The sequence below is a fragment of the Cupriavidus sp. SW-Y-13 genome (assembly GCF_009793345.1).
Taxonomy (GTDB): domain Bacteria; phylum Pseudomonadota; class Gammaproteobacteria; order Burkholderiales; family Burkholderiaceae; genus Cupriavidus.
Genome location: NZ_WHLX01000001.1, coordinates 1,224,298 through 1,243,346, shown reverse-complemented (window position 1 = coordinate 1,243,346; position 19,049 = coordinate 1,224,298). Strand labels below are relative to the sequence as shown.

Here is a 19,049-nt window from a genome sequence, read left to right as displayed (position 1 = left end):
TTATTCCAGTCCTTCCAGTGCGTTGAGCAGGTCGTCCATTGCAGACAGGCGCTGCTGCTGGCCACCCAGCGTGTTGGTGTCGCTGGCGGCGATATGTCTGGCGAGCGCGTGCGGCGTGGGGTGATCGAACAGGTGCCGCATCGGGAGATCCCATCCGTGGCGGGACACGAGCAGCGCACTGACGCGCACCGTGGACAGCGAATCGCCGCCCAGTTCAAAGAAGTTGTCGTGGCGGCCCACGCGTTCGATGCCGAGTACCTCCGCCCAGATGGCAGCCAGCGCGATTTCCGCCTCGCCTTGCGGCGCTTCGTAGCTCATCTGTGCCTGCACGTCGGGTGCCGGCAGCGCCTTGCGATCCAGCTTGCCGTTGGCGTTCAGCGGCAGACGATCCAGCACCACCAACGCGGACGGCACCATGTACTCGGGCAATGCTTCACCGAGCCTGACACGCATCGTCTGCGCATCGAGCGACTGCCCTGCCCGGCATGCCACGTAGGCCACCAGTCGCGTGCCGCCTACGGCAACCACCACCGCCTCCGCCACTTCGGGCAGCGCCAGCAACTGCGCCTCAATCTCGCCCAGTTCGATCCGCAGGCCACGGATCTTCACCTGATGGTCGATCCGGCCCAGGTATTCCAGTTGCCCATCGGCACGCCAGCGCACCAGATCGCCCGTGCGATACAGGCGCCCGCCTGCCTCGAAGGGATCGGCCACGAAGCGCTCGGCCGTCAGGCCCGGACGACGCAGATAGCCGCGCGCCAATCCCACGCCGCCCAGATACAACTCGCCCGCCACGCCCTGCGGCACGCGGTTCAGGCTGCCGTCGAGCACATGCGTGCGGATGCCCGACAGCGGTCGGCCAATCGGCACTTGCCGGCCTTCGGCGCGGCAGTTCCAGTACGTGACGTCGATCGCCGCTTCGGTCGGGCCATAGAGGTTATCGAGCGACACCCACGGCAAGCGCGCCAGCACCTGCGCCTGCACCTCTGCGGGCAACGCCTCGCCGCTGCACACGATGCGCCGCACGCTGCGGCAGGCTTCCACGCCATCGTGGGCCATGAATGCGGCCAGCATCGACGGCACGAAGTGCAGCGTGCTCACGTCATGCGCCGCGATGCGCGCCACGAGCCGCGCCGGATCGCGATGCTCGCCCGGTGCTGCCAGCGCCAGACGCGCACCGACCATCAGCGGCCAGAAGAACTCCCAGACCGAGACATCGAAGCTGAACGGGGTCTTCTGCAATACGGTGTCCGCATTGCTCAGTGCATAGGCCTGCTGCATCCACGCGAGCCGGTTATGCAGCGCGCCGTGCCGATTGGCCGCGCCCTTGGGGCGTCCCGTGGAGCCGGAGGTGTAGATCACGTAGGCCAGGCTCTCGGCGTGCAGCGGCACCGCTGGCGCGTAGGTCGGCCACGCATTCCAATCGAGCGTGTCGAGATCGAGCCACGTGGCGGCCAGCCGGGCCGGCACCCGTTCGCGCAGATGCGACTGCCCGAGCAGCAGCGACACCGCGCTGTCCTCGACCATGTACGCGATGCGCTCGGCCGGATACTCGGGATCGATGGGCACATAGGCGCCACCGGCCTTAAGGATGCCGAGCAGGCCCACCACCATCTCGATCGAGCGTTCGGCCACGATACCCACGGGCATCTCGGGACGCACGCCCAGTGCGATCAGTTGATGCGCCAAGCGGTTGGCACGCGCATCCAGCTCCGCGTAGCGCAGCGATTGCTCGCCGAACACCAGGGCCACCGCATCGGGCGTCGCCGCTGCCTGTCGGGCAATGAGGTGATGCACCGGCTCCGGCGTGCCGTGGGCATCCGTGTTGATGCTCCAGCCATCGAGCCGCGCGCCTTCCTCGGCGGCCAGCAGCGGCACATCGGCCACAGCCATATCCGGCTGTGTAGCGAGCGCTTGCAGCATGGCTTCGTAGTGCGCCGCCATGCGTGCCATGGTCTCCGGCTCGAACAGTTCAACGGCGTAGCGCAGCGTCAGTTGCAGCGTGCCGTCGTCGTGTTCGATGGACTCCAGCATCAGTTCGAACTGGGCATTGCCATGCGGCAGGTCGATGCGCGAAACGGCCAGGCGGGGCCAGCCGGACAACGCGCTGTCATCGCGCCGCACGTGGTTGAACATCGCCTGAAACAGCGGATGGTGGCCGGGCGTGCGTTCCGGCTGCAACGCCTCCACCAGTTGCTCGAACGGCAGGTCCTGGTTTGCCTGGGCGTCGAGCGCTGCGGCGTGGATGTGGTGCAGCACCTGCCCCAGCGTCACGCGCGCGGCCATGCGCGATTGCAGCACCACCGTGTTGATGAAGAAGCCCACGACACCAGCGGTTTCCGCGCGATTGCGGTTGGCAAACGGCACGCCGGTCCGGATCACCGGCAGATCGGCGTAACGGTGCAGCAGCGCGTGAAAGGCAGCGAGCAGCACCGAGAACAACGTGCTGTCGGCCGCCTGCGCGCGCTGGCGCAACTGGGCCAGCAGCGCGGGCGGCACAGCAAAGACATGCGCCGCAGCGTGATAGCCCGCCGATGCCAGACGGGGCCGGTCCGTCTGCAGCGACAGCACCGGATGCGCATCGCCAAGCTGCGTGCGCCAGTAACCGAGTTGACGCGCCTGTTCGCCGTCCTTGAGCCAGTCACGCTGCCACGCGGCGAAATCGGCATAGTCGATGTCAGGCGGCGGCAGTGCCTCGACACGCCCGGCCACGTGAGCGCGATAGGCGCGCGACAGATCCGCCAGGATCACCTGCGTCGAGACGGCGTCCGACACGATGTGGTGCATCACCACCACCAGCTCGGCATCGTTGGCCGCGCGCTGGCACAGCGCCACACGCATGAGCGGGCCACGCTCCAGATCGAACGGCGTATCGCACAGGCGACGGATGGCGCCGTGCGATGCCGCATGGTCCACCACTTCCAGCACGATGTCAGCGGTGGGCTGCACGCATTGTTCGGCCTCGCCAGCTTCATTGGTGCGAAACACCGTGCGCAGTGCCGCGTGCCGCCCCACGAGCACCGCCAGGGCATGCCGCAGGGCAGACACGTCGAGCGTGCCCTGCAGCCGCAAGCCGCCGCAGAGATGATAGGCGGTGCTGGCGGGATCGATCTTCGACAGCACCCACAGCCGTTGCTGCGCAAACGACAACCGTGCCGGGCCATCGGACGCGCGCCGCACGATACGGTCGGTGGCCGCCTGCGTAGCGGCGCCAGCGGCAGCCCCCCCGCGCAGGCGCTGGCGCAGCAGGGCCAGTTGCGCCGGATTGAGGCTGGCGCGGCGAGCAGAAATATCTTGCATCGAACGATTTCGCTAGGGTCAGACGGGGAGCGTGGCGGCGGTGTCCGGGGTGTCGTCCTGCGCGATCTGTTCGATCAGGAGCAGTTCCACCAGCACCGCAAGCGCCTCCACCGTGGGGGTCTTGAAGAAGTCGACGGGTCGCACGGAGACGCCCCAGGCCGCACGCACGCGGGCCAGCAACTGGATGGCCAGCAGGGAATCGCCGCCCAGTTCGAACAGGTTGTCGTGGATACCTACGGGCGCCACACCCACCAGTTCGCCGAACAGCGCCGCCAGCCCCTGCGACAGATCGTCCTCCGCCCCCACGTATGGCACGCCCAGTGCCGGGCGCGGATGCTGCGGCCGGCTGGAGCGGCGGGCGTCGAGGGTGTCGAGCGTGTCGAACATCGCGAGATCGACGCCGCGCAGACGCTGCGTCAGATCGGTGGTGACGACAAGCACCTGCGCACGAGGCGGACCGGACAGCACGCGTTCCAGCGCGGCACCGCCCTGTGCTGCCGGGATGCCGACGCCTTCGGGAAGCGCCATGGCCGCCGCCATGCCCACATCGCGCCAGCCGTCCCAGTTGACGGCGATGACAGGAAACGACGCGTCGCGCAGTGCCGCCGTGGCGCGCGCATCGAGCCAGGCATTGGCCGCGGCATAGTCGGCGCGGCCAATGCCACCGGCGATGCTCGCCAGCGACGAACACAGCAATACGAAGTCGGGCTGCTGGCCTTGCAGCGCGGCCAGCAGGTGACGCGTGCCGTCAACCTTTGGCGCCAGCACCCGCGCGGACTGTTCCTCGCTCCACTGCGCGAGGTACGCGTCGGCGGACTCGCCAGCGGCGTGGATCACGCCATGCAGCGTGCCGAACGTCTGCCGTGCTTCGGACATCGCCACTCGCATGGCCGTGGCATCCGTCACATCGGCGGTCAGCGTCATGACCTCGGCGCCGAGCGATGCGAGGGACTGCAGTGCGGCCAGCCGCTCGCGCAGCGCCTGTGGTTGCGAGGCATCGGCGATGCGCGCGGCCCAATCCGTACGCGGCGGCAACGCCGAGCGCTGCAGCAGCACAAGGCGCGCCTGCCAGTGTTCGGCAAGATGACGCGCAAGCGCCAGGCCCACACCGCCAAGCCCGCCCGTGATCAGGTACGTCCCGCCCTTCCGCAGATGCACCGGGGAATCCGGCGCATGGCGCAGCGCTTCGTGGCCGCGCACCCAACGATGCGGCCCGCGATAGGCGCTCATCGGCAACGGCTCGGCATCGTGCAGCGCGTCGCAAAGCTGCGTGACGAGGCGCGTTTCGGCGAAGCTGCCGGACGCGGGCACCTCGATATCGACGACGCCGCACACCACGTCCTGCAGTTCCTGCGGCATCACCAACGCGGGGCCGAGCAGCAGCGCACGGTCCGGATCGAGGGGCTCGGTGCCCGTGACATCGGCCAGTCCCTGCGTGACGATCTGCAGGACGAGCCGGCCCGGTGCACGAGATGCCGGCGCTGCCTCGATGGCACGCGCAAGGGCGACGAGGCTCGTCATGCCATGGTCGCCATTGAGCGTCCACAAACAGCAAATCCGCGCAATTGCGCCCACCTCGCGGCCAATCGCGCGCAACGCATCGGCCAGTGCCTCGGCATCGGCGGGCGGCGCGACGTGGTGGTGAGCATCCAGTCGGGCGTAGGTGGCACCCGCCGCGATGCTCGCCACGGTGCCCATACCGGCCAGCCGCTGCAGCACACGATCATCGACACTGCCCGACCCGCCCAGCACCACTGTGCAGCCTTCCTGTGCCGAGGATGCAGCGGGCAACGTCACGCGCTGCCAGGTGGGCACGTGGAACCAGTCATCGATTCCGCACGGACCGGACGCGATCCCGGGCGCCTTGTCCGCCACGGCGGGGGCGTCGACCCAGAACGATCGATGTTCGAACGGATAGCCGGGCAGCGGAATACGGCGGCGTGCCGGACCGATCCGCTCGGCAAGTGCCACATCGATATCGACGCCGGCAGTCCACAGTTGCCCAAGGCAGCGCAGGTGCTGCAGCGCCTGCAGGTCTTCGCGCCGGGCATGGGGCAGCGTGGAGAGCGCCATGCGCCCTTCTGCCAGCGGATGACGCTTGACCAGCGACGTGAGCGTATCGCCAGGACCCACTTCGAGCGCAATGCAATCGGCCCGTTCCAGCAGACGCCCCAGCCCCGCCGCGAAGCGCACCGTGCCGCGCAGATGCTCTGCCCAGTAGCGCGGATCGCATGCCTGCGCGGCGGTGATCCAGTCGCCGGTCACGTTGGACACATAGGGAATCGACGGCGCGCGCAACGTCAGGCGGCCCACGACGGCCTCGAATTCCGCGATCACCGGATCGAGCAATGCAGAGTGAAACGCGTGCGAGACATGCAGGCGCCGGACCACCGCACCCTGCGCCAGCAACGCCTGTTCAGCCTTGCCGATAGCGTCCACGGTGCCGGCCAGCACACACAGTTCCGGCGCATTGACCGCTGCCAGATCGCAGCCGGCCTCGATCCACGGTGTCAATGCGCTTTCCGGGAGACCCACGGCCAGCATCGCGCCGGGTGGCGTCGACTGCATCAGGCGGCCACGTGCGGCCACCAGCACCAGTGCGTCGTCGAGCGTGAAGACGCCCGCCAGGCACGCGGCAACGTACTCGCCAATGCTATGCCCGATCATTGCGGCGGGCTGGACGCCCCACGACATCCACAGTTTCGCCAGGGCGTACTCGATGACGAACAGCGCGGGCTGCGTCAGCGCGGTACGCGACAGTTCCGCGCCTGCCTTTGCGATGGCGTCGGGGCTGGCGCTCGTGTCTTCCGGCCAGATCCATTGCCGCAGATCGGTGCCGAGCGGCTCGCGCAGGCGCTCGCAGCATGCATCCACCGTCGAACGGAATAGCGGCGCTGTGTCGTACAGCGCGCGAGCCATGCCCACGTGTTGCGCCCCTTGCCCCGGGAACAGGAAGGCGACCGAAGGCGGTTCATCGGCAGCCGCGCCGCTGACGAGGTGTGTCGCGCTGCGCGTGTGCAGCGCCTGCGCCGCCTGCGCCAGATCGCTGGCGATCACCACGGCGCGATGGGCAAACGGCTTGCGGCCCATCGCGAGCGTGTGGGCCACATCGGCAAGCTGCAGGTCCGGCTGGTGGTCAAGGTGATGCGCCAGCGCGTGGGTGGCATTCGCCAGTGCGGATTCGCTGCGCGCCGACAGCAGCAGCAGTTGGGCGCCTTCACTCGGCGTGCCGGCAGGACGCAGTGCCGGTGCTTCCTCCAGCACGGCGTGCGCGTTCGTGCCGCCCATGCCGAACGAACTCACGCCCGCGCGGCGCGGCACCGGGCCGGCGCTCCAGTGCGTGGCGCGCGTGTTGACGAAGAAAGGACCGGACGCGAAATCGATGCCCGGATTCGGTGTCTCGAAATGCAGGCTCGGCGGCAAGGTGCGATGGCGCAACGCCATCACGGCCTTGATAAGGCCCGCCACGCCAGCCGCCGCATCGAGATGGCCGATATTGGTCTTGACCGAGCCAATGGCACAGAAGCCGCGCCGCTGCGTGCCTTCACGGAACGCCTGGGTCAGTGCCGCGATTTCGATGGGATCGCCAAGCGTGGTGCCCGTGCCATGCGCTTCGACGTAGCCAATGGAGTCAGGCGAGACATCGGCCAGCATCTGGGCCAGCCCGATGGCATCGGCCTGCCCCGCGACGCTCGGCGCGGTATAGCCCACCTTGTTGGCGCCATCGTTGTTGAGCGCCGTGGCCTTGATGATGGCGTGGATCGTGTCGCCATCGTCCAGCGCCTGTTCCAGCCGCTTCAATGCCACGACACCGGCACCGCTGCCCAGTACCGTGCCATCGGCGCGTGCATCGAACGCCCGGCAATGCCCGTCCGAGGACAGGATCGCGCCTGCCTGATAAGCATAGCCCTGCGCTTGCAGCAGGTTCAGCCAGACCCCTCCGGCCAGTGCCATATCGCATTCGCGCGCCAGCAGCGCCTGGCATGCCTGATGCACGGCCACGAGCGACGTCGAGCACGCGGTCTGCACCGTCAGCGCCGGACCGCGCAGATTCAGCTTGTACGCCACGCGCGTGCTCAGGGCATCGCTGGCGTTGCCATTCATGAGTCCGATCAGTTCGGCAATGCCGGCATCCGTACCAAGCGCGCGCTGCGGCAGCAGATGCGTCATGAGATACAGGTTCGCGCCGGCGCCGGCATAGACGCCCACGGCCGCCTGCAACCGCGCCACGTCATAGCCCGCGTGCTCCATCGCATGCCATGCGCACTCCAGGAAAATGCGCTGCTGCGGATCGAGATACTGGGCCTCGCGCGGCGCGTAGCCGAAGAACGCCGCGTCGAAGCGGTCGAACCCTTCGAAGCGGACACCAGCCTTGACGTAGGCGGGGTCGGCGATTCGCTCGGGTGGCACACCGGCTGCCGCAAGTTCCGCGTCGGAAAGCGTCGACACCGACTCGACACCGTTGCAGATATTGCGCCAGAACGCGTCCACGTCCGGCGCATCGGGGAACCGGCCCGCCATGCCCACGATGGCAATCTCGATCCCGGTCAGATGGGTGGGCGTTTCGTACACCGGCATCAGTTCACTCCCGCCTCGGTACGGCCCCGGCGCAGGCGCGCGGCCCGCTGGTCCTGCGCCCGTTGGCGCGTGTCCGCCACGGGCGCTGTCGTGCCGGCTTCCAGGTGGCGCCGCAAGGCGTCGATGGTTGGATACTGGAAGAGATCCACCAGCGGCACCCTGGTAGTCAGCCGTTCTTCCATCAGCCGGTGTACGCGGATCAGCAGCAGCGAGTGACCGCCGATATCGAAGAAATTGTCTTGCTGGCCGACGCGCTCCAGGTGCAGCACCTCGGCCCAGATTGCGGCCAGCGCCTGCGCCAGTTCCCCAACCGGCGCTTCGAACGCGCGCGGACTTGCGGCTTCAGGCGCGGGCAGCGCCTTGCGGTCGATCTTGCCGTTGGCGTTGAGCGGCATACGCGCCAGCATCATCACGAGCGACGGCACCATGTAGTCCGGCAGCGTCTGCGCCAGCGCGGACTTGATGGCAGCTGCATCACCGGTATCCGATGCATCGGCCTGGACGTACGCCACCAAGCGGTGCCCGGCGCCGGTATCCTGCGCCACCACCACGGCCTCGCGCACAGTGGGCAGCGCCAGCAGTGCCGCTTCCACCTCGCCCAGTTCGATGCGGAAGCCGCGGATCTTGACCTGATGGTCGATGCGGCCCAGGTATTCGATCTGGCCATCGGCACGCCAGCGCACGAGGTCGCCCGTGCGATACAGGCGCCCACCGCTGTCATCCAGCGGATCGGCAACAAATCGCTCGGCCGTCAGGCCCGGCCGGTTCCAGTAGCCACGCGCCAGACTCAAGCCACCGAGGTGAAGCTCGCCGGCCACGCCCTGCGGCACGGGACGCAGCGCGGCATCGAGCACCCACGCCTGCGTGTTGCCAACGGGCTTGCCGATGGGCACGGTCAACGCGCCATCGTCGTGGCAGTCCCAGTACGTGACCTCGATGGCCGCTTCGGTCGGACCATACAGGTTCAGCAGCGTGGCCTGCGGAAATGCCTGCAGCACGCGCGCCTGGAGATCGGCCGGCAGCGCTTCGCCGCTGCACACGATGCGGCGGATGCGCTGGCACGCGGCGGTGGCACCGTGCGCCATGAACGCCTGCAGCATCGACGGCACGAAGTGGATCGTCGTCACGCGATGCAGGTCGATCAGCGCCACGAGCCGGGCCGGATCGCGATGCTCGCCCGGTCCCGCCAAGGCCAGCGTGGCGCCAGCCGTCAGCGGCCAGAAGAACTCCCAGAACGAGATATCGAAGCTGTACGGGGTCTTCTGCAGCACGGTGTCCGTGCCATCCAGCGGTTGATGCTGCTGGCCCCAGGCCAGCCGGTTGCATAGCGCGCGATGCCGGTTGCCGGCACCCTTCGGACGCCCCGTCGAGCCCGATGTGTAGATCAGGTAGACGAGGTTTTCGCCATGCACAGCGATGTCGGGATCGTGTGCGGGCTCGGCGGACAGCGCCGCTGACAAGCCATCCACGTCGATGACCTGCAGGCCATCGACCACCGGCAGACGCTCCCGCAGATGCGCCTGCGTCAGCACCAGTGCCACGGCACTGTCGTCCAGCATATAGGCCACGCGGTCGGCGGGATGGTCGGGATCGATGGGCACATAGGCGCCGCCCGCTTTCATCACGGCCAGCAGGCTGACCACGAGTTCGACGGAGCGCTCCATGGCGATGCCGACGCGGGTCTCGACACCCACACCGTGGCGGCGCAGGTGGTGCGCAAGCTGGTTGGCACGGGCGTTCAGTTCGGCGTAGTTCAACACGGCATCGCCGAAGCGCAGCGCCACGGCCTGCGGCAATCGCTGCACCTGCAGTTCGAACCAGCGATGCACGGTGTCGGGCGACAGACGCGCGACGGCGTCGCCGTGGCTCCATTGGGCCAGCGTTTCCTGCTCCACGGCACCGAGCAATGCGGCATCGCCAACGGTGGTGTCCGGCTGGCGGGCCAGCGTGTCGAGCACGCGCAGATAGTGTTCGGCAAAGCGCGCCATGGTGGCGGCTTCGAACACTTCGCGCGCATAGACCAGGCGCAGCGCCGCCGAGCCGTCGCGGTTCTCGCGAATCTCGACGGACAGTTCGAACTGCGCCGCAGTCCCCGGCAGCGCGGCACCGCTCGCCACCAGTCCCGTGATTGCCGAGAAGCGGCTGAAATCCTCGTGCTGGTGGTTGAACAGCACCTGGAACAGCGGCGCGTGGCTGAGGCTGCGTTCCGGCTGCAATGCCTCCACCAGTTGCTCGAAAGGCAAGTCCTGATTGGCCTGCGCGCCAAGCGCAGCCTGCCGTGCGGTGGCCAGCACTGTACCCAGCGGCGTACGGTCATCGAGCACGTTGCGCAGCACCACCGTATTCACGAACAGGCCGATCACCCCCTGCGCAGCGGCGTGATGGCGATTGGCGACGGGCACGCCGACGCGGATATCGGTCTGGCCGGTGTGCCGATGCAACAGTGCCTGCAATGCGGCAAGCATCGCCATGAACGGCGTGGCCTCGCGGGCGGCTGCCGTGGCACGCAGCGCGGTCAGCAGCGACGATGGCAGCGCCATGTCGTACGTGGCAGCGCGGTATCGCGCCACGGCATCGCGCGGATGATCGACGGGCAGCGCCAGCACGGGATGCGTATCGCCAAGCTGTTCGCGCCAGTAGGCCAGTTGCCGATCCCGCTCGCCGCCCGCGAGCCACTGCGTCTGCCATGCCGCGAAATCGGCGTACTGGCGCGGCGCGGGCAGGTTGTTGTCATTGGTAAGTGCCGCGCGATAGTGCTGCGCGAGTTCGTCGATCCAGATACCCATCGACGTGCCATCGGACACGATGTGGTGCATCACCACCACCAGTTGATGGCGGTCCTCGGCCAGCCGGATCAGCGCGACACGCCACAGCGGACCGGTGGCGAGATCGAACGGCTGGTCGGCCAGATCGCGGGCTGCGGCAGATGCGCTTGCGGCCTGCTGTGCGGCCGGCAGGCCGGAGACATCGTGGATGACCAGCGGCACCGGCTGATGGGGCCGCACTGTTGCGATGGGTTCGCCCTGCGCATTGGCGACGAAGACGGTTCGCAACATCGCATGACGCCCGACCAGTGCGTCGACCGCGCGCCGCAGGGCGTCGGCATCGAGCGCGCCTTGCAGCGTCAGCACCCCGGCCACGTGGTACGCCGTGCTCGCCGGTTCAAGATGCCAGAGGAACCATTGCCGCTGCTGCGCATACGAGAGCGGTGCCACACCGCTATCGGGCAACGGTGCAATGGCCGCAACCGCAGCGTTGCCCGCCGCGATCACGCGTTTCAGCGCCGCGACGGCATCGCGCAGACGCGGATGCTCGAACAGCACGGACACCGGGAACGTCACGTTCCAGCGCGCCGCCACGGCAGCCGCAACCCGCGCTGCCGCCAGCGAGTTGCCGCCCTGCAGGAAGAAATGCGCGTCAGCCGGCAGCGGTTCGCCGGACTTGCGATCCAGCACGTCGCCCCAGATGGCGGCGAGTTCCGCCAGCAAGGGGTCCGATGTGTCGCGCGGCACCGCCTGCGGCACCACCGAAGCCGCCGCCTCGCCAATGAGTTCGATCCGGCCCTGCTCGAAGAGCGCATAGGCATCGAGCGTGCGCGTCTGCCAGCCCTGCCGGCACGCGCTGCGCTGCAGCTTGCCGCTCGACGTCTTGGGCAGCGCGCCCGGATTGAGCAATACCACCACGGACAGCGGCTCGCCGCAGGCTTCGCTGACGGCTGCGCTCAGCGCTTCCACCAGCGATGGCGGCGGCACGAGCTTGCGCGTGCTGCGCGAGACCTCCGCAGCCAGGCCGATGCCCTCCCGCCCGTCGACCTGCACCGCGAAGGCCGCCACGCGTCCCTTGCGCACCACATCGACCTCCGCTTCGACTGCCCGCTCCAGATCCTGCGGATAGAGGTTGTGGCCGCGCACGATGATGAGATCCTTGACGCGCCCGCTCACGTACAGGTGCCCTTCGTGCACAAAGCCCAGATCGCCGGTGCGCAGCCAGCGTGCGCCATCGTGTTCCACAAACGCCTCGGCCGTGGCAGCCGGATTGCCCCAGTACCCTGCCCCGATGCTCGGGCCGCTGGCCCAGATCTCGCCGATCACGCCATCGGCGGCAGGCTGCAGCGTGGCAGGCGCGACGATGCGAACCCTGTGATCGGCCGTGACCGTGCCGCAGCCAACAAGCGCGGTGCCAGCCTCGCTCGATCGCGCGGTGCCGCTGGCAAGTGCCTGTGCGTCGAACGTCTGCACCGGCATGCCCGCGCCGCGCTGGACGCCCGTCACAAACAGCGTGGCTTCGGCAAGTCCGTAGCACGGGTAGATGCTGTCGGCGCGGAATCCCACCGGGCCGAAGCGCTCGGCAAATGCCTGCATGGTGTCCGCGCGCACCGGCTCCGCGCCCGTATAGGCCACGCGCCAGCACGACAGGTCGAGCCTGGCAAGCTGCGCATCCTTGACCCGGTCCAGGCACAGTCGATAGGCAAAGTCCGGACCGCCGCTCAGCGTGGCACGGTGGTGCGAGATCATCTCCAGCCAGCGGATCGGCCGCTCCAGGAAGAACTGCGGCGACGTCAGCACGCATGGAATCCCGCTATAGAACGGCTGCAGCAGGCCGCCAATCAGGCCCATGTCGTGATACAGCGGCGCCCAGACCGCGAACTTGTCTGCCGGTCCGATGCCGAGTCCTGCGCGAATCGCACGCTCGTTGGCGATCAGGTTGCCATGCGTCACCATCACGCCCTTGGGCGCCGAGGTGGAACCCGAGGTGTACTGCAGGAAGGCCACATCGGTGAGCGCCGGGGTGCATGGTGCCCAGTGGGCGGCCTGCGCTGCATCGATGTCGTCGACCTCGATCACCGCAACCGCAGCGCCGATGGCAACCGCCACGTCGGCGCCTAGCCCGGCCGTGGTCAGCACGAAGCGGGCTTCGGCATCGGCCGCGATGCCGGTCAGGCGCTCCAGTTGCTGCTGGCGCGCCGCGTCCGGCGCGAACACGGGCACGGCCACGGTGCCGGCGTAGAAGCACGCAAACATCGCCACGGCATAGTGGTCGTCGTTGTCGAGCATGACCAGTGCACGTTCGCCGCGCGCGCCACGCTGCTGCAGGACGGCGGCCAGCGCCCGCACGCGTGCGGCAAAGGCGTGATACGTCCAGGACGATTCCGCCAGCCCCGTGCCATCGTCCCCGACGGTCACCAGTGCAATGTCATCGGGGCGATGCGTGGCGAGTGCCTCAAGATGGCTGACAAAGTCCACCGGTTCCTGCCAAGTCTGTGTGTTCATCTCTGCTTCCATCGTCCGCTGTGCGGGGGTCACGGGGTTGGCGCGCGGCCGGGGGTCATCACTTGCCGAGGTTGCCGTGCGGCTCGGCCATGGCCACCACCACCTTGCGCGGTCCCTTGAACGGCGCACGGGCGTGAGCCGCCAGCATGTTGTCGAGCATCAGCACATCGCCGGATTCCCAGCGGAACGACACGGTTTCCGCGTCGAGCACGGCGCGCACCTCGTCAAAGATCGCATCGGAGATCGGTGAGCCATCCGCGAAATACGTGTTGCGCGGCAGGTTGTCCTCGCCGAGCAGTTCTTCCAGCGATTCGCGCACTTCGGGTTGCAGGTTCGACACGTGAAACAGGTGCGCCTGGTTGAACCAGACCATTTCGCCGGTCACGGGATGCCGCTCCACGGCCTGGCAAAGCTGCGTGGTACGCAGGTCGCCATCGTCCTTCCATTCCCACCGGATATCGGCCCGCTTGCAGAACGCTTCCACTTCGGCGCGGTTTTCGGTGTTGAACACCTTCTGCCATGGCACATCGAACTCGCCGTAGTTGCGCACGTAGAGCACGCCGGGCGCGAAACGTTCGCGCAGCGCATCGGGCATGCGGCGGTAAATGGCGCGGCTGTCGGCAATCGGTGTCTCGCCGCCTTCGGGCGATGCCGTGACGCAGTGAAACCAGATCTTCATCGGCCATTCGCGCGTGTACGCCTGCTCGTTGTGCAGGGGGATGTGCTGGTGCGCGGGGTATTCCGTGGACGTGTAGATGCCGGCGCCGGCTGCGTCCACGGCGCTGCGCGGCGTCGACGCGAACTCGTACTTGAGCAGCGGATGGCCAAACGATGCGGCGAACTTCTGGAACACATCGACGGATGGCACATCGAATCCACGCAGCAGCACGCCGCCTGCGCGCTGCACGGCTTCATCGATGGCGGCACGGTGCTGGGCGAGTCCATCGAGCAGCGGCTGGCCCGGCGCATCGGGCACGATCAGCACGGGCAGTTCGGAGCCAACGGGCGCCCGGCGTTCCAGGCGGTTCAGGGTTTCGTTCATGCAGACTCCTTGATGGCAGTCCCGCGCGGCGGCATGATCGCCGGGCACGGGCGGCGCGAATGCATTGGAAGTGACGCCTGGGATCAGGCGGCAACGTGCGCGCTATCGTTGGTATCGGCGGCATCGGCGGCGCCTGCGCGCAGGCTCTGCGCGAGCCGCCGCTGCACCGTGTCCAGTACCTCGGCCTCCTGATGGCGCACGAAGAAATGATTGCCGTCGAACCAGTCGAGCGTGAAGGTGCCCTGGCCTTCCTCCTGCCAGGCGCCGATGCGTTCCGCCGTGATCGGGTCCTGGCGGCCAGCCAGCACATGCAACGGCATCGGCAGCGCGGCAGGCGTGGTGTGACGGAAGCTCTCGCAGATCCGGTAGTCCGCGCCCAGCACATCGAGCGTGATGCGCAGCAGTTCGGGGCTGTCGAAGACCTCATCGGGCGTGCCGCCCTGCCGCCGCAGATCCTCGATCAGACCGGCATCGTCGTCCTTGCAGGCAAAGCGCTCGGCGTCGCGCTGCGAGGGGGCCGGACTGCCCGACAGCAGCAATGCCAGCGGCAAGGGCTTGCCCTGCGCCTGCAACCGGCGCGTGATGCCATACGCGAGCAGCGCGCCCATGCTGTGGCCGAACAGCGCGTACTTTCCTTGCAGATGCGGCGCCTGCTCGTCACATAGCTGCGCCGCGAGCGAATCGAAGTCCTGGCAGAAGTCCTCGGCAAGCCGTCCGCCGCGCCCGGGCAACTCGACGGGCAGCACGTGTACCCACGCGGGCAGCGTGCGGCGCCAGCGCAGGTACATCGTTGCACTGGCCCCGGCGCAGGGCAGACACAGCAGTGTGACCGGATCGTGCATACCGCTCAACCGGCCTGATCGCTGGTCTGCTGCGCCATCCACTCCTTGAGCGAGCGGGGACGCATGTCGGTCCACGTCTTCTCGACGTATTCGAGCACCGTCTTCTTGTCGCCCTTCACGCCGTCGACGGCAGTCCAGCCGCCGGGCACCGTCTTCCAGTGCGGCCAGATGGAGTATTGCTCTTCCTGGTTGACCAGAACGATGAAGGTTTCGTCCTCGCGGTCGAAGCAGCTCGTAGACATGTGGAATCCTGTAGCGATGAGGGAAGTTGAACCACTGCGCGCCGGATCGTGGCGCCAGCAGTGGCTCTCCGCATCTATGACGAATCAGCCCGCGATCTGTTCAGCGGCCTGCTGCGTCACATGCGCGATGCCCTCGCACAGGATGTCAGCGCTGCAGCACCGTGCGGCGCAATTGCGGATCGCGCCGGATGTCGGCATCGCGAAACGGAAAGACCAGCCAGTCCTTGCGCGCGTAGCGATTGACCGGTGCATCGCCCGCACCGCTGTCGATGGCGGTATCGCGCTGCCCATGCGCGAGCAGCGTGTGTGCCGTCACGCCGTCACGTGCAAAGCGCACCACCTGCAGATAGCTGTTGCCCTGAGATTGCGGACCCATGCGCAAACTGTCATCGGCATTGCACTGCACGGCGAAATAGCCCATCTCCTGGCAGCCGCCGAAGATCGGCACGTCCTTGCCCGCGCTACGCACGAACTGCGCGGCGCCCAGCACGGCGTCGGGCGCCAGGCCCTGTGCGGCCAGATCGCGCACGGCCGCTTTCAACGCGTCGGCGGCCTGCTGGCCGGACGTGGCAGCCACCGGATCGCGCGGCGTATGCAGCGGATCGGCGGGCGAGAACGGTACTTGATAGAAGCCCTGCATCGGCGGCTTGGCAAGACGGCGCCAGAACGCGTTCCACAACAGCGCGCCCCGCTGCGCGCTATCGGCGGTATTGGGCCAGCGCCGCAGCACCTCGCACGGTTGCACGAGGCTGGCATCGACGCAGGCGCGCGCCAGCAGCGCTTGCTTGAACAGATCCGCCGACAGTGCGCGCGGTGCCAGGGCACGATCCATCAACGCACGCGCGACGTCGCGCGATGAGTGCGGCGACTGCCCGCCGATGTCGGCGGCGATCCGATACCCTTCGCGGCTGCGCAGCGACAGCGCCTGACGCTCGCCACCCATCGACAGCGGAAAACCTTCGAGCGGCTGCGCGGGATTGGTCAGCCAGTAGCTGTCGTTCATATTGGCGACATAGTCATCGCGAATCAGCGACGGCATGGCGGAGGCCGGCATGGCGCCCGCCTGCACAGCACCCGCATCGGCCTTCCAGTCGCAGGCGGACTGGCTGCCGTCGAGCACTGGCGTCAGCGGGTCCACAGCCGCGAAGCCCTTCGACAAGGCGGTGCCGCAGCGCGCGCGCAGATCGTCCGGTGTATTCGGCATGGCGCCCATGTCGGCATACCAGACGCGGTTGTCGCGGCGACCGATGGCGATGGTATTGACCCACGGCGCCGCCACCATCCTGCGCTGGATCTGCATGAATGCATCGAGCGACCGTGCACGGTTCCACGCGAAGAACTGGGAGAAGATCCGATAGTTGTCCGCGTTGACGTCGCGGATTGCCAGCGCATGGGCGCGGCCCCAGCCAAACGCGGGATGATGCGCGCCAAGATCGAGCACTAGGCCGAAACGGGTGCGATACGACATCCGGTGCACGGGGCGCACCACGCCATCGTTGCCGCGTACGTCGATGGTGACATTGCGGGCTTCCATCGCAACCGGAACGTTGTCCACGAGATAGCGCGTCGGGTCCTGCGGGTCCAGCTTCAGATCGAACACGCCGAAGCGGCGCGCGGCGGAAACCGTGTGGCTCCACGCGATATCGGCATTGAAGCCGATCATCACGACGGGAATGCCGAGAAAGGCCACGCCGGCCACATCGAGCTTGCCCGGCAAGGTCAGGTGCATCTGATAGAAACGGTCCGGGCCACCCCAGTACCAGTGCGGATTGCCAAGCAGCACGCCGCCCTGCCCGCCCGTCACCGCGCCGCCGAACGCCACGGCGTTGCTGCCGAGTCCGGCCTGATCGCCAATCGGGATCGCCAGCCGATCCTGCAGCGCCTGCAGGGCCTGCGGTGGCGTGCCATCGCCCTCACGCCGGCCCACGGCCTCCTGCACAGGTGGCGCGGCCTTTGCCATATCGGGGATGAAGCGCGCATAGCCCGCCGCAATCTGCGCGGCGTACATGCGGCGATAGATGTCCTGCGCGCTGATATGGCGCACCCATGGCGCTGCCACGCAGGCAGGCGTGTTCGCGTCCGCCCGGGCCTTGCGCGCCTGATCGAGATAGCGGTTATAGCCCTCGGCAAAGCCGTCGATCATCGCGTTGAGTTCAGGCGGATGTTCGCGGCGGTAGCGCGCCACCACGGCGTCATCGGCATTGGCCAGAAAGAACGTGTCGAGGTCGAGATTGCGGGAGCGGCCGAACGTCGAGTTCGTCAAAGGCTTGGCCTCCGCCCCGAAGTACTGCGACCGCTGCCCCGAGAACGTCACGAAGCCGTCCGCCATCGTGCACAGCGCGTCTTCCGCCTGCGCGTACCCCACCCCGAGGCCAAGGTCACGCCAACGGGTGGCGCGGATATGGGGAATGCCATCGGCGGTACGGCGAATCTCCACGGCAGGCGCCACCGTCTGCGGTTTGGCCTGGGCGCCCGGCGCGATGAGCCATGCCACGGCCACTGCCGCCGAAATCCGTCCCCACACCGTGTTTGCCCGCCGCATCGCGCCTCCGCCCGTCCGTTGATCGATCAACCCGGCATGCGTGACGCGGGCAATGACAAGACGATTGCGGGACCGGCATGTTCATCGATGAGGCGCAGGACCGGTCGGGTGTCCATGGATCTGAACAAATTTCACCACTGTTCGTCCTGCTAGCGGATGTCATCGCGTCACGGGCCACGCCCGGCGATGAAACGACCGTTTGAATACGTACCGCAACCATCATGCCCCTGCACCCCGACCTCGACGCCTTCCTGGAAATGGCGAATCTCGCCAGCCAGTCACGTCGCCCGATGAGCGAGATGACGCCCGACGAGGCGCGCGCCACTTATGACGCGTCGACACTGGCGCTCGACGCGCCGGGCGCCGAGATTCCGGTCGAGGCGCTGCACATCCCCGCGCGCGATGGTCACGCGCTGCCGGCACGGCTGTATCGCGGATCGGATACAGCCGCCCCCGCGCCCGTGCTGCTGTACTTCCACGGCGGCGGCTACGTGGTGGGCGGACTGGACTCGCACGACTCGCTGTGCCGCGATCTCGCGGACGCCGCGCAGTGTGCCGTGCTCTCGATCGACTACCGGCTGGCCCCCGAGCACAAGTTCCCCACCGCCTTCCACGATGCCGAGGATGCCTGCGCCTGGCTCCGCGCCAATGCCGCCAGCCTCGGACTCGACCCCGAACGGATCGCCATCGGCGGCGACAGCGCAGGCGGCACGCTGGCGACGGCGCTGTGCATTGCCGCGCGCCACGCTGGCACGCCGCAGCCGCGGCTTCAGGTGCTGCTGTACCCATGCACCAGCGCGCATCAGGACACCGCTTCGCATGCCCGCCTGGCCGTTGGCTATCTGCTGGAGCAGCGCACGCTGCAATGGATGTTCGGCCACTACCTGCGGCATGCGGATGACCGGGCGGACTGGCGCTTCGCTCCGCTGGAGGCCACGGACCTGGGCGGCCTCGCGCCGGCGCTGATCGTACTGGCCGAGTTCGATCCCCTCGTCGATGAAGGCCATGCCTACGCCCGCAGGCTGCAGGCCGCAGGCGTGACCGCCCAGACGGTGGTCTGGCCCGGCGTGGTGCACGACTTTGCGCGGCTCGGCAACGTTGTGGACGAAGCCGCCCGCATGCGCGCACAAGTGGGACGCGCCATTGCCGAAGCCTTCCATCACCGGGAGCCATCCACCCCTTCGTAACCAACACTTCGGCCTGCGTTTTCAAGGGAGATGGCTGCGTCGTGCG

8 protein-coding genes are annotated in these 19,049 nt (G+C 67.9%); 1 reads left to right on the top strand and 7 read right to left on the bottom strand.

The features are described from left to right. From GA566_RS05625 to GA566_RS05595, 7 genes are all read right to left on the bottom strand, one after another. On the bottom strand, positions 1–3,300 hold the full coding sequence (locus tag GA566_RS05625; RefSeq protein WP_160471963.1) for a non-ribosomal peptide synthetase: 3,300 nt from the start codon (positions 3,298–3,300) through the stop codon (positions 1–3). 18 nt (positions 3,301–3,318) lie between these two features. Beyond that, positions 3,319–7,878: a type I polyketide synthase gene (locus GA566_RS05620; protein WP_160471961.1), complete on the bottom strand. Its 4,560-nt coding sequence runs from the start codon at positions 7,876–7,878 to the stop codon at positions 3,319–3,321. Beyond that, positions 7,878–13,148 (bottom strand): non-ribosomal peptide synthetase, encoded by a 5,271-nt coding sequence (locus GA566_RS05615; protein ID WP_237380067.1) that lies wholly within the window; start codon positions 13,146–13,148, stop codon positions 7,878–7,880. The genes GA566_RS05620 and GA566_RS05615 overlap by 1 nt, the downstream gene beginning before the upstream one ends. A gap of 58 nt (positions 13,149–13,206) precedes the next feature. Next, a complete protein-coding gene (locus GA566_RS05610; protein WP_160471958.1) occupies positions 13,207–14,190 on the bottom strand; it encodes a TauD/TfdA family dioxygenase in 984 nt (327 codons plus the stop codon). Positions 14,191–14,273: 83 nt separating this feature from the next. Beyond that, the gene (locus GA566_RS05605; protein WP_137925669.1) at positions 14,274–15,032 is read right to left on the bottom strand and encodes a thioesterase II family protein; all 759 of its coding nucleotides are present in this window, start codon (positions 15,030–15,032) and stop codon (positions 14,274–14,276) included. 5 nt (positions 15,033–15,037) lie between these two features. Then, positions 15,038–15,274, bottom strand: coding sequence for an MbtH family NRPS accessory protein (locus tag GA566_RS05600; RefSeq protein ID WP_137925670.1), 237 nt, complete (start codon positions 15,272–15,274; stop codon positions 15,038–15,040). Between the two features lie 145 nt (positions 15,275–15,419). Further along, on the bottom strand, positions 15,420–17,816 hold the full coding sequence (locus tag GA566_RS05595; protein ID WP_160471956.1) for a penicillin acylase family protein: 2,397 nt from the start codon (positions 17,814–17,816) through the stop codon (positions 15,420–15,422). A 221-nt stretch (positions 17,817–18,037) separates the two neighbouring features. On the opposite strand from GA566_RS05595, the gene GA566_RS05590 reads away from it, so the two are divergent. Continuing rightward, complete coding sequence (locus GA566_RS05590) at positions 18,038–19,003, top strand: alpha/beta hydrolase (protein ID WP_160471955.1); 966 nt, start codon at positions 18,038–18,040, stop codon at positions 19,001–19,003. The last annotated feature ends 46 nt before the right edge of the window (positions 19,004–19,049 follow it).

What these genes read in the sequence shown, in the direction of transcription:
- GA566_RS05625 (WP_160471963.1), bottom strand. Translation starts at nt 3,300, where the DNA reads ATGCAAGATATTTCTGCTCGCCGCGCCAGCCTCAATCCGGCGCAACTG.
- GA566_RS05620 (WP_160471961.1), bottom strand. Translation starts at nt 7,878, where the DNA reads ATGCCGGTGTACGAAACGCCCACCCATCTGACCGGGATCGAGATTGCC.
- GA566_RS05615 (WP_237380067.1), bottom strand. Translation starts at nt 13,148, where the DNA reads ATGAACACACAGACTTGGCAGGAACCGGTGGACTTTGTCAGCCATCTT.
- GA566_RS05610 (WP_160471958.1), bottom strand. Translation starts at nt 14,190, where the DNA reads ATGAACGAAACCCTGAACCGCCTGGAACGCCGGGCGCCCGTTGGCTCC.
- GA566_RS05605 (WP_137925669.1), bottom strand. Translation starts at nt 15,032, where the DNA reads ATGCACGATCCGGTCACACTGCTGTGTCTGCCCTGCGCCGGGGCCAGT.
- GA566_RS05600 (WP_137925670.1), bottom strand. Translation starts at nt 15,274, where the DNA reads ATGTCTACGAGCTGCTTCGACCGCGAGGACGAAACCTTCATCGTTCTG.
- GA566_RS05595 (WP_160471956.1), bottom strand. Translation starts at nt 17,816, where the DNA reads ATGCGGCGGGCAAACACGGTGTGGGGACGGATTTCGGCGGCAGTGGCC.
- GA566_RS05590 (WP_160471955.1), top strand. Translation starts at nt 18,038, where the DNA reads ATGCCCCTGCACCCCGACCTCGACGCCTTCCTGGAAATGGCGAATCTC.